This is a genomic window from Enterococcus sp. DIV1283b (assembly GCF_051710965.1).
Classification (GTDB): domain Bacteria; phylum Bacillota; class Bacilli; order Lactobacillales; family Enterococcaceae; genus Enterococcus_B; species Enterococcus_B lactis.
Genome location: NZ_JBIOLR010000002.1, coordinates 171,330 through 183,767 on the forward strand (window position 1 = coordinate 171,330; position 12,438 = coordinate 183,767).

The following is a 12,438-nucleotide window of genomic DNA, read 5'->3' on the forward strand; positions in this document are numbered from 1 at the left end:
TTTAGTTATTAAAAATGTTTGTTAAATGTTATAAAATAACATTTTATATATATGTGTTTGCTAAAAGAATAATTGTGTTATGTATCGATATTTGATATTATTGATTTACTCCAAAATAAAGTATGCAAGTTTGTTATATTATCATATAAGAAACGTCGTACCTCTAAAAAACTGTTCTAAACAGATCAGTTTTAGACTGTAGGCAAAGAAATTTTTTCTTTGCCTACAGTTTTTTGTTACAATTAAAGAAAAGACTTAGTTTCGAGAAAAAATATATATTCGTTCAATACATTAGACCATTAAAGAAGTTGAAACAAGACCAGCTTATTGTTTATTTCTTGGAATTATTTTAATTGATAAAGTTCCTGATTTTTCACATTTGGGTAAGCATTTCAGAAAAAATGATTTATTTAAACAAATATTTATCATTATTATCAAATGAGTAGTTGGTGCTAGATTTATTTATGAAGAAATTTTGGAGGTAAGGATTCCCTCTTTTTGATTCAACCAGTCGTCAGGAAGTGGTAGAAAGACAAACTATATTAAGTCAATCACAAAATGAAAAGCTTGAATAACGTAGTTGTTTGGATATGCTTTGAAGTATGGCAAAAAAACTTAGGCAAAGAGAATTTTTGAAAAGGTCAGTTAACAATCATTTTCTGCTCTTCATAAGTTTTATTATCTTTCAGTAGTTGGTAAATGATCCGCAGCAGCTTTTTAACAATATGACTGAGTGCGAGTTGTAGTATTTTCCTTCAGCTATTTTTTCTGGAAATAGAAACGCGCATAGACGGTGACCAAATAGTGCTTTATGTAAGGACTAACGTAATTGAGAAGAACCTCGTTTGATTATTCGACCAGTTTCAGTCTTGATTCATTTCAGAAGTAGAAACTGAAGGGACTGAAGGTTCTGCACCTGTATAGACCAGTAATTGATTCGGAGAACGGAAATTATTAATATCTCAAAATTCGGCTAGAATGACACTCCCTTATTTAAAACCAATACCAAAAATCGTTAAAATAGGTGAATCGATTTCACTTATTAATCGATCAACTTCCTTATCTGCTGCGTCTCGCATAGTTGTAAGGTACTGAATGACATCAATGGTTTGAAGTATTTCAAATTCTAACGCTAGCACTAGTGTTTTTAGTTTTCTAGCAGAGGGTTATTCTTTTAAGAATGCTTACACATAGAATTGGTGCTTCGCAAAAGAAGAACAAAAAGAAGATAACAGCTCTGAAAAGAAATAGAATATATAAAATGCGGATGTAACTTAATTTTTTTCAAATACAGTACTCTTTTAATCTGATTGTATGTCGAATTAAATACTTCAACTTAATTATCAAAGGTTGGGTGGTAAAACGTTGTTTATCAAGATATGTAGTTTTCGAGTAATCTTCATGGTGTCTTTTTCATCGTTTTTGTTTTTCGCAAGTTTTGATTTTTGGCAAATTCTTTAATTACGGAGTATAGCTACCTTTGCGTCTTGTTTTCTGCAGATTCGCAAGCGTCATTTGAAAATTCGTAAATCCTTCACTGTTATTTTCGATCTGAAGATGACGGATAAATATCTTTTCTTCAGTATTAATAACAGATAAGTCATTCTTGTGATTGCAATATCTATTCCAACATACAACATAAGAACCACTCCTGACAGATAAACTTTACACTGTGCTCTACTTATTCTTTGCCTATGTAACCTTGCGTTACAAACAAATAACCTGCGCTAACAAACTTATTAACAATTAAAAATATGTATCTACATCTTTTATTTGTAAAAGTTGTCTATTATTGAAAAATTGTACAAAAAGCCAGAAACACCAAAAAGAAATATACCGACACATTTGGGAAGACTACTTAGATGAAACAGAGCATTTACTCCATACAGTGTACAATCGCGAAAAATATAAAACAGAAAAGAAATAATTGAGTATGTTTTGCCACAATGAATTTTACAAAATTGATAACTTTATCTGGCTGTATCTTTTATAAAAAATAGACAAAAACATTAATCTAAATTCTTAGCAAAGAGAAAACTGATACTGTTGTCTTTAGAATCTAAATATTTTAGATATTATCTTAAATTTAAATGATCAAGTACCATATTTAAATAATTTAAATCATTACTTATAGTATTTTTTAATTTTGGATTATAAAATATAGAAGCAGGATGAAATAATGGAAATACGTAATAATTATTTCTGGTATAAGTATATAACTGTTTTTTAGAGTCTAATTTTTTTATTCTTGTGTATAATAATTGACCATGCATGGATGAAATTTTATATTTTTTATTTAAAATTCTTTTTAAAGCTGTATCTCCTAAGGTAATAATCATTTTGGGATTGACTTCTTTTATCTCAAAGTCTAATAAAGGGCTAAAAGTAATTAGCTCATAAGATGTGGGTTTACGGTTAGGAAAAGTTATACCTTTAGAGCAGTATTTTATTTTATATGGTCTACTTCTAAGTGTACTGGTAAGATAAATGTCTTTTCTGTATAGACCTATTCCTTCTAGATAATTGTCTAATATTTTTCCAGATTTACCACTAAAAGGAATATTCGTCATAACTTCAGTCTTTCCAGGAGCTTCTCCTATAAGCATTATTTTAGCATTTTCATTACCATATCCAGGTAAAAAACCTTCTAATTGTTTATTTTTGATTTTTTCAAATAAATTATCTAACAGTGAGGTAGGATAAATCATCTTTTCTCCTATAAATTCTTTTTTCTTGATGAATAAATGGTAAAGTTTCCTCGACAATATATAAATTTTAATTACATATTGTTATATGCAACTATTTCTTGTAACAGTATGTGACGAACCTACACATACTCTGTATCTAGAAAATTTGATACATCAGATGTACTATACGTTAGAATCAACCATTCTTTGTGATCGAAATATTGTGAAAGATTAAATAGAAATACCCAGATTGAAGCATGTATATTTAATCATATGAACCAAGATTTGAAAAATGATTACAGATCAACTCAAGCAACAGTTTTCTGAAAAAAATCCCTCTATTGCATTAACAATAGAGGAACATTTTACTAGAAATTCTAGTAAGCCTAATAATAAGATAATAAAAGAATAATTCGTTTGGTGTAAATAAATAATAGCATATTCATAGTATTTATAGATATAGCTTTAATTTTATATTTTTTGTTATTATTATATATATCTTAATCAAATAAAAACATAAATATAAATACTATTGATTTATTTACACAAAAATTTTTGATTTATACTGAAATAATAAATATATAGGAGCTATTTTCTACGAATTTTATTTATTTTTTAATATTTGTTTTATTACTTAAAATTTCACTTTTCGGAATAATTAACGTATTTCCTCGTAAGCAAAAAAGAAAACGAATTTTTCTTAGCCAAATAAATAAGTCATTTTAAAATAACAATCATTTACTACCATAATTTCAGATCAATCAAATTCTAAAATACCATCTTAAGTTTCGGATAACTACGTTAAAATATCTAATAATGATATTTTAGTGTATTTTTTTATCTTATCTCCAGTTTTTCCATTATTTAAAAGGCTCTATCACTTTTGGATTTTAGTACGAAAAGTGACTGCAATTTCTTAGTGCTATCCTTACCCCCCTTAGGCAGCACACTCTTGTATATCCAGATTATCGAAAACCATTCCTGCACTTTTTCTTTTTAAATATCCCTTAAAACTTTAAAAATTAATTTTTGATGGAATAATCAATAACAAATGAACATGGTCTAGTATCATATATCCTTCGATTATTTCTACTCCTTTATATTTGCACAATCTCTTGATGTTCTCCTGAATACTGGCTAGATATTGATTATAAATTATTTTTCTTCTATACTTTGGTATAAATACAAATGGTATTTACACATCCACTTTGTAATGGGCTAAACTATTTGTTTTATTAGCCATTTTTAGCCCTACAACTCGTAAAAATATGACCTGAACAATTATATTTTTACGAGTTGTAGGGATTTTTGGTAGAATTCTTTATTTCCTCTCACGGCATAGCAAGTGTTTTTTGTTTCACACGCTACGATAGCTCGAACTGTATCTAAAAACAATAATAAAAAAACTACTCTAAAAAGAGCAGTTTTCAGGGATATGGAGCTTCCTATATGCTTATGCTATGGAAAATATCTTATAATCTTATGATTTTTGGAGTGATTTAAGATTATCAAATATTTATCAATAAAACAATATATGTAATGATAAATAATTACAAAAAAAATGTAATTTAAACAATAGATCCTCTATATTTTCAACAAAAAAATAATAATATATATTGTCGAAATTGAATTTTATATGTTATTATTAATTTCATATTAAATGGATTATTCTTTTCTCACATATCTACTAGGCTTACTAGATGGAAATTCTAGAAAAAAATTCCTCTATTGTATCAACAATAGAGGAATTTTTTTCTACTTGAGCTAATTCGTATTTTTTGACGAAATCTGTAGTGCTTTTAAAGTAGTAAACTAGAACCAAGATTAACAAATAATAAAATGAAGAATAAGTTCCATATTTAAAAATACAATTAGTATACTATTATTTACGTAAAACGAATTACTTTTTTATTATCTAACTACTAGGTTTATTAGAATTTCTAGTAGAATGTTCCTCTATTGTTGATGCAATAGGGGTATTTTTTTCAGAAAGCCGTTGCTTGAGTTGATCTGTAATCATTTTCAAGTCTTGATTCACATGATTGTTTGATAGAAAATACACATGCTTCAATCGGGGTATTTTTACATAATCTTTTACAACATTTCGATCACAAAGAATAATTGATTCTTTTAAATAATTAGGAATCGATTCCAATGTATAATACATCGTATCATCAACTTCAAATTCTTCTTCATAAATATGACGCATCAAATTTTCTCGATAAAGAATATGCGTGGCTTCATCACGAGCTATTACAAGAATCAGCTGCTTGTATTTTGGTTTTTCCATTAACGTTGGACAAACTTGTAGACAAAAGAGATCCAAAGGACGTTCCATTAAAGGAAACGCTTGAGGATAGTAGTGTTTCTGCCATTCCAAGATTACCTGACGTAATCGTGTTTTGAGTAATTGTTGTTCGCGTGTTAAATACACGTGCTTTTTCAGTAAAAATGATTGTGCATTCCAAATTAAGGACAAACTAAAGCTGGATACTGCATATTCAAATTCAAATTTCCCCTTCAAAGGTAACTGAAATTTTTGTTCAAACAATAAAATCAGCTGTTCTATTTCTGGAAATACTGTACGAATCCATTCTTGTTCTTTTGTATAAAAAAGTTGACTGATTTGATATTTACAGGTATTTAATGGCATCAAAGCCAATAACAGAGTCAAAAATACCCCTTCCTCTATTGGAATTTCTTTCTTAGGAAAGGCTTTTTGGAATAACTCTCAAACTGGTTGGAAATAAGGATGTTTTTTTGCTGTTAAAAAGAGTGATTCTACATGAAGTTTATAACCAGCTTCCATCCTTACGGTCGATAAATAGATCCCTTTCATCAATAAATCATGATCGATCTCCATAAACTCATTGGCCAATTCCTTTTGGAATAACTCTACCAAATCTTGACATTGATTCCATAAGTTTGGATCAACATACTCATCTAATAAATCACAACGCATCCATACTGCCAAAACAAAGTAACGAAAGTTCAGTTCATGAACTGTTTTAGTTTCTTTATCTTGGATAACAGACATTTCATCCAATAGCTTTTCTACTCTTCTTTTCAACTTGAATATAGTCGATACGGAAAGAAACTCATGGTATTCTAATTCTGTATAATTGATTTGGTTCAAACTATATCGTGCACAAATACGTAAAAATTTAGATTCGCTATACATTCTTCGCAACAAAGAATAATTGCTTTTCTCTTTTTCTAATTTGAAATACGACACATACCCATGATGATTAACTAGCTGCATTTTTCCCTCTAATGTCACATTGATATTCTCTATATCATTAAAGATGGTTTGATTAGAAACCGAAAAATGTTTCGCTAAATCAGATACTCGAAGCTTATCATTATCCAACAAATATTCTACCAATTTTATTTGCCTCAAAATATCCTTCTCTACATATTGTTCAATCATTAGAAACTCCCCTTTTATATAAAAATTCCCCCACATATCAACCATACCAATTTCGAAAGATAAAAGGAAATAAAAAAGATTACAATACTTATAAAACACAATTACCAATAAATACTATTTTAGAAAACATCATATCTTGTCATTTTCTCTTGTATCAAAAAATTTAGGCTCTACAATTTATGGGACTGAAGAATCATAATTGATTCTTCAGTCCTGATTGAAAAAGAGTCAAAGTTTATATGTACAATCTATGGTCTAACATAAATTCTTATATATTTATTTAAATAAATATTTAATAGAAAACTCCTCTATTTTATCAACGATAGAGGAGTCTTCTATTAAAGTTTAATTACACAAATATATTACTGAAACTTATTATTTGTATAACAGCATTTTATTTTGACTACTAATCTAAAAACAAACTAAATATAGCTTAATAAAATAAATAGCAGCGAGAAATCTATCTGACAAAATAACTGAAACGAATAATCTTATTAGTTTGCTTATTTTATTATATATACTTTTTGGAATCACTCAAAGAATTTGTTATTTCCTACTTTTTTCTGCAATTATTCGGTATATTACTTAAGAAAAATAGAATCAAAGAATTATAATCCTGTATAATACAGTGTTCGAAGTTAGATAATCTAATGAAGAGAATTAAAAATTGGGAAACTAGCCATCTTTTTCTTATTATCGTACTTCTCTTATTTTTTTAATGTATTCTTTTAGATTAATTCATTAATCCTGCTACATTCTTAGATACTTATACAAAAAATTTTTATTTCCATACTTTTATTTTAAATTTATATGTTTATCGAAAAAAATTAATGCACTTTTTCTTTTAATAGACCATTAAATAAAATGTACTCATTTAGTGTGTCATACTTAATAACATATTACTTACATTCAATATCTTGAACATATTTAACATAAAAACTTGGAAGAATTCCTAATTCATAATAGTCAGTAGCATAATATTCTATACTCTCTAAATATTCTTTAAAAGCATACTTACCATCATTTGAGAGATACGTATTGAAGTCATTATTTTTATCAAATTGTGCATACGAAAGTATTCCTATTATATTTAATATTTTTGCTTCAGTTTCTAAAATATTATCAAATAACTCTATAGTATAAGTGCCTTGCTTACTGAAATCATTTTTCAAACAATTACTTTTTAGTTCCTTTATTTTTTCTAAACCTGAAGTTATATTAGATTTGACTAATTTATTCTGTTCTTTTCCAAATACACCTAGACGAGTATTAACAACAAGTTTGTAAATTTTATCGATATTCATCCATTCCATTATTTAAACCTCTTTAAATTTAGTACTTATTTTTTATTAAATAAATTCATAGTATTTAAATATAATTAACTATACAATATTTTTCCTGATTATTTTTTTTATTTTCATATTATAAAATCTAGTATTATTTAAATTAAAAATAATATTTTATAAAATATTATTTAAAATAATAATTTTAGATACATTGAGATTAATAATTGTAAATGCCCTGGAAAACATATTTGTTTCATATAATTATATATAAGTTACCATTTTTTTAATAAACTTAATTCACGTTCTATTATAGTTTTTACAGATATTTAAACTATAGAATTAATAGTATATTTTTGCTAATCAAATAAAAATAGTGAACTAGAATGCCAATTTAGAGGGCTTTGTGCTAAAAAATTACGTTCCATACAGTGGTATCCATTTCAAATTTTTTAAAATATCTTTTAGCCTACAAAATAGACATAGACCATAATAAATTATTATTAGGAACAAAAAAGTATTGATATAATACTTAAGTTCTATTCTAGTAAAAAACATCAAATATAAAAGTGAAAAAAAGATAAAAGCAAAGAATTTATTATTTAGCATTATACTTTTAGGAAATCTAGCGGGTGCCAACACAATAGTGCTAGCTGAAGAAACGACAGAAACAATAACAACCCAGACAATGGGTTCTTCAGAAATAGGAATTGAAAACGACGATACAGAAAGTACATTGCAGTCAGCTACTGTCTCCGAAAATACGGTTTCGACTGAATAATCAACATCAGGGACAACAAAACAACCACAAACAGAAAAACTTACGAACCAATTGATAGATGGACAAACATTGACACATATCCATCAAGCATCTTTACCTGAATTCGAAAACTATACTGACTACACTTTTATGCCCATTCATCTGCTAATTCTCAACAAGCATTCATTGATAGTATTGCATACACTGCATAGAGCACCAAACAATAGACAGCCTGTCTACCCATTTACACAATCCTTACAGCAGAGACAATTGTTGCACAATGTCGCAATCTGAAATCACTTCTTTAACAATAAAATTCGGTTGGTGCTATGAAGTTCTAAGTTTCAATCCAAATGAAATAAATGGTAACAATCACTATATCTTAAGTGTGAAAGAAAGAGATTGGCTAACGCCAATGAGCTATAAATATGAAGGAATATAATTCTATGATTATTAAAATCATCATTAACGTTACCCATAAAATAGCAAATATATAAAAAACTATTCCAATGCAACTTTTTTTACAAAAATTTCTTTAATAAAAAACAATCAAGTTAACAAATATTACCTTGATTGTTTTTTGCAACTATTCATATAAATTTAAAACCATTTATTATTTAAATTACTCTACAAATGGTTCTTCTCCTAGTGTTTGTTGAGCGGCTAGATTCAACATGCTCCATTGTCGGTCAAAACCTGGTTGGAAGAAGAAGTCGGCTTCTGCCAGTTCTTCTAAAGTCAGTTTATTTTGGATCGCTAGTGCCAACACATTTCCTTGACCTGTAACATCATAGGTAGATAATACTGCTCCTCCTAGCAATTGATGGGTCATTGGGTCTGAGAATAATTGGATGGACACTTTTGGATTTCCTTGTTCTTCTGGTACATATTTTGGTCGTAACGTATCTTCATAATAAGACACTCGTACATCTACTCCTGCTTTTGCTGCAGTGAAGCTATTTAATCCACTTGCTGCAAAATGGTAGTCGAAGACACTTAATGCGGAGGAACCTACGACTCCGCCGAACGGTTTATTTGGTACTTCTTCAAAAAGATGTTTTACTACATAACGTGCTTCTCTACGTGCAACAGTCGCTAAAGCGATCGGCATTTTTTTGCGTGCTGGGATAGAATAAGCAAGTGTAGCATCTCCTACTGCATACACATCTGGAAGATTCGTTTGCAAGTATTCATTCGTTTGGATCCAGCCACGTTCATCTAAGTCGACGATCCCTTTTAACCATTCAGTATTTGCCTTCACACCAGCAGCTTGGATGACTAGATCTGCTGGGATTTCTTTTTCACTTGTTTTGATTGCTTCCACTTTTCCGTTTCCGGTAAAGGCTTCGATTTTGGCGTTTGTCAAAACTTCAATACCGTTTTCATTTAGGTGTTGTTCTAAAATGTCTGTCATTTCAGCATCTAAATATGTGCCTAAGGGTCTGTCGATCACATCAAGCAAGACGACTTCTTTTCCAGCTTTTCGGCTTGCTTCTGCTGCTTCGATCCCAATGTAACCAGCACCTACGACAGCAATTTTTTTAATAGCCGGATCATTTAATTTTTCTTTGATTTTGGTTGCCCAATTGTATCCACGCATCAAATAGACATTTTCTAAATCTGCCCCTGGTACTGGCAAATTATTTGGTTTGACACCAGAACTCAAGATCAATTTATCATAAGGATATTCTTTTGTTTCGTTATCTGATGCACTAGTAACCGTTACTGTTTTTTTATCTGCATTGATCGTTTTTACTTCGTGATTATTTAGAATATGAACATTGGATTGCGGAAAGTTTTCTGGTCTGAAATTACGTACATCATTTACATCTGTTACCTTGTCTTCTAGATACAGCTCCATACCGCATGACATGAAGGAAACATAGTCTCCTGCTTCAAATAGCGTGATATCTACATTTTCACCATATCGTGTCAATAGTTCCAAGATCGATTGATGCCCTCCATGAGATGCACCTACAATAATTATTCGTTTTCTTATCATACATATTGCAACTCCTTTATTTATATTTATTATAAACAAAAATGAATTTAACACTATTCACTTTATAAATCAAAGATTTGATATCATAAATTTGTTTTTTTATTTAATTATACATAATATTAAAAACACAAAAAAAAGAAGATTGAAAAAATAACAATATAATTCTTTTATATTTTTAGATTTAATTTCTCGAAATTCTAACAAAAAAATTGAAAAAAATTTTTCAAAAAATACATTATTATTAATTAAAAGAATAATTAGTTACATTACTATGAACTAGCTATTTTTGTATTTTATATAAAAGGAGAGATTTTTTTGAAAAAACATAAATTAGTAGTTGTTTCTACTGTTGTTGCTTTTATTGTGGTGGTTTTAGGAATTTGTTTCTGGGTTGCTAGAAACCAAGAAAAACAAGAGTTTAAGAATGTAATAAAAGAAGAAACTATATCAGCTAAAGAAATAAAAAATAAATATGATACAGTGAATATAGGCGAATCAATAGATGATATTACAAAAACATTAGGAACTCCGGTTTATACTGAATCTTCTACTACACAATCGGGAAGTGGGTCTACACTATATACTTGGGGAAGTAATAATTCAGATGAAGTCGGAGCTCAATTAACTATAAACACACAAAATGATAAGATTATCAATAAATCAGTATCTGGACTATATGTTCAATATGATCCGAATAATTTAATTTCTTCAAAAAAATATGCAGATATTAAACTAAATAATAATTTTACTTTCAACAACGCAGTTAAAGAATTTGGAAAGCCAAATGATATGTCTGAATATAAAAATCCAAATAACGATTTAATACAAACTATCACTTGGAATACAAATACTACTGGTCCAGTAGGATCATATATGACTATAGTTTTTACCAACAATATAGCTACATCAAAAAATGAAGTTGGTTTAATATAACCCTCTATCAATAGTCTTACTTTTACTATTTATTTTAACTGATTACCTTTACTAGATATTTTAGATATGAACATCAAGTACAGGAAAGATCAAATGTAAATTTCATCCTGTATTTTATAGCTCTATAATCTATGGGACTGATAAATCAAAATTGATTATTCAGTCCCATTTTCATTTTATATCATCTTTAGTATGATTAAACCATAAGAGTTAATCTAGCAAAAATATTGATGGTTGATTAACTTTATTATCACACTTTCGCTAAGTATAAAATGAGCTTTATTTTCTCAAATGGAGCAATAGGAATTTTAATTGATATTTCTTAGGCTACGCTAATTCTTAAAAAGTAGCATGATTACATAACTGCTACCCACTTTCAGTTTACCAATATGTTCCGACAAATACGAAATTTGTGAAATGAAAGAACTATGTGAAGCAGTTTAAAATTTGTCCGCTTTTCACTAAAGCGATGATCTATTCTTACTCCAAAACAAAAAATAAAGTGAAGAATTCCTCTATAAAGACAATTAAACGTAATTTTACAGCCTTAAATCATTTGAAAATATGAACGGCATAATCTTTTCGATAAATCAATTAATCAGGGTTAAATATCAATCAAAACCTCTCGTGTGAATGAATGTTTTATTTTGCAGCTGAAAGTTTCCTTTATCGTCCTAATCCTAAAAGGATTACCGAATCAGTTCCTCCTTGCACCATATTTACTCGCTACTTCTCACATTTTTTTCGTCAGCAAACGGATCAACTCCTTCAACCCATATAAGCTGATTCGCTACGTGGTTTTCTCGTAATTGATTACCAATATATTCTGCTATTTTTTCTTGTTTTGTCTTAATGTTTCCACATAATATCAACTACATACAAACTTTCCATTTCCATAACGATATTTGTGTTCTGCATGTTGATCAAAAATCATTAGACTACTTTTTATTTTTAGTGGGATACTTACTAACATGTATATATGATCTGAACAAGCATATGCTTCTAAAATCTCAACGCCCTTTCTTTCTCATGATTCACGTATAACCTCTCCAATACTTACGTTGTATTTGCCATAAATTATTTGGCGGCGATATTTTGGAACGGAAACTATATGAATTTCCAAACTATGTGTGATAAACTTTCTGTAGCTTTTTTTATAACTTACTGGAAGCTTTCCGGAACTATCTGCTATGCAGGTAGTTTTCAAAACACAAAAAAATCTGGATCAGAATACGGTTCATTCTGACCCAGATTTGATCTTAAATAAATCATCAGTCATTACTGACAAAAAAACCATTTTATTTATTGAATGTGAATTATTTATGAATTAGCTTAATCTACTA

At 28.7% G+C, this 12,438-nt stretch carries 6 protein-coding genes and 4 pseudogenes; 3 read left to right on the forward strand and 7 right to left on the reverse strand.

Annotated features, from left to right (window positions below; genetic code table 11):
- Positions 1 to 1,774: 1,774 nt before the first annotated feature.
- Positions 1,775 to 1,924: pseudogene (locus tag IGJ53_RS15115) on the forward strand (IS5/IS1182 family transposase); the annotation flags it as partial.
- Positions 1,925 to 2,075: 151 nt separating this feature from the next.
- On the opposite strand, the gene IGJ53_RS15120 reads toward IGJ53_RS15115, so the two are convergent.
- The 5 genes and pseudogenes from IGJ53_RS15120 to IGJ53_RS15140 form a co-directional block, all read right to left on the reverse strand.
- Positions 2,076 to 2,708, reverse strand: a complete 633-nt coding sequence (locus IGJ53_RS15120; protein WP_201065361.1) for a uracil-DNA glycosylase — start codon at positions 2,706 to 2,708, stop codon at positions 2,076 to 2,078.
- A gap of 997 nt (positions 2,709 to 3,705) precedes the next feature.
- A pseudogene (gene tnpA, locus IGJ53_RS15125) lies at positions 3,706 to 3,930 on the reverse strand (IS200/IS605 family transposase); the annotation flags it as partial.
- A 672-nt stretch (positions 3,931 to 4,602) separates the two neighbouring features.
- Positions 4,603 to 5,361: a hypothetical protein gene (locus tag IGJ53_RS15130; RefSeq protein ID WP_438750664.1), complete on the reverse strand. Its 759-nt coding sequence runs from the start codon at positions 5,359 to 5,361 to the stop codon at positions 4,603 to 4,605.
- Positions 5,362 to 5,418: 57 nt separating this feature from the next.
- The gene (locus IGJ53_RS15135) at positions 5,419 to 6,117 is read right to left on the reverse strand and encodes a helix-turn-helix domain-containing protein (RefSeq protein ID WP_438750666.1); all 699 of its coding nucleotides are present in this window, start codon (positions 6,115 to 6,117) and stop codon (positions 5,419 to 5,421) included.
- 899 nt (positions 6,118 to 7,016) lie between these two features.
- Entirely contained in the window at positions 7,017 to 7,430 is a 414-nt protein-coding gene (locus tag IGJ53_RS15140) for a hypothetical protein (protein WP_201065365.1), read from the reverse strand.
- A gap of 550 nt (positions 7,431 to 7,980) precedes the next feature.
- On the opposite strand from IGJ53_RS15140, the pseudogene IGJ53_RS15145 reads away from it, so the two are divergent.
- Positions 7,981 to 8,369: pseudogene (locus IGJ53_RS15145) on the forward strand (glycoside hydrolase family 73 protein); the annotation flags it as partial.
- A 413-nt stretch (positions 8,370 to 8,782) separates the two neighbouring features.
- Here the strand turns inward: IGJ53_RS15145 and IGJ53_RS15150 are convergent.
- Entirely contained in the window at positions 8,783 to 10,162 is a 1,380-nt protein-coding gene (locus tag IGJ53_RS15150) for an FAD-dependent oxidoreductase (protein ID WP_201107072.1), read from the reverse strand.
- A 315-nt stretch (positions 10,163 to 10,477) separates the two neighbouring features.
- Between IGJ53_RS15150 and IGJ53_RS15155 the strand changes: the two genes are divergently transcribed.
- Positions 10,478 to 11,095: a DUF3862 domain-containing protein gene (locus IGJ53_RS15155; RefSeq protein ID WP_201065478.1), complete on the forward strand. Its 618-nt coding sequence runs from the start codon at positions 10,478 to 10,480 to the stop codon at positions 11,093 to 11,095.
- Positions 11,096 to 11,814: 719 nt separating this feature from the next.
- Here IGJ53_RS15155 and tnpA (IGJ53_RS15160) read toward each other — a convergent pair.
- A pseudogene (gene tnpA / locus IGJ53_RS15160) lies at positions 11,815 to 12,253 on the reverse strand (IS200/IS605 family transposase).
- Positions 12,254 to 12,438: the final 185 nt, after the last annotated feature.

Coding starts and splice junctions, on each gene's coding strand:
- IGJ53_RS15120 (WP_201065361.1), bottom strand. CDS start 2,708: ATGATTTATCCTACCTCACTGTTAGATAATTTATTTGAAAAAATCAAA.
- IGJ53_RS15135 (WP_438750666.1), bottom strand. CDS start 6,117: ATGATTGAACAATATGTAGAGAAGGATATTTTGAGGCAAATAAAATTG.
- IGJ53_RS15140 (WP_201065365.1), bottom strand. CDS start 7,430: ATGGAATGGATGAATATCGATAAAATTTACAAACTTGTTGTTAATACT.
- IGJ53_RS15150 (WP_201107072.1), bottom strand. CDS start 10,162: ATGATAAGAAAACGAATAATTATTGTAGGTGCATCTCATGGAGGGCAT.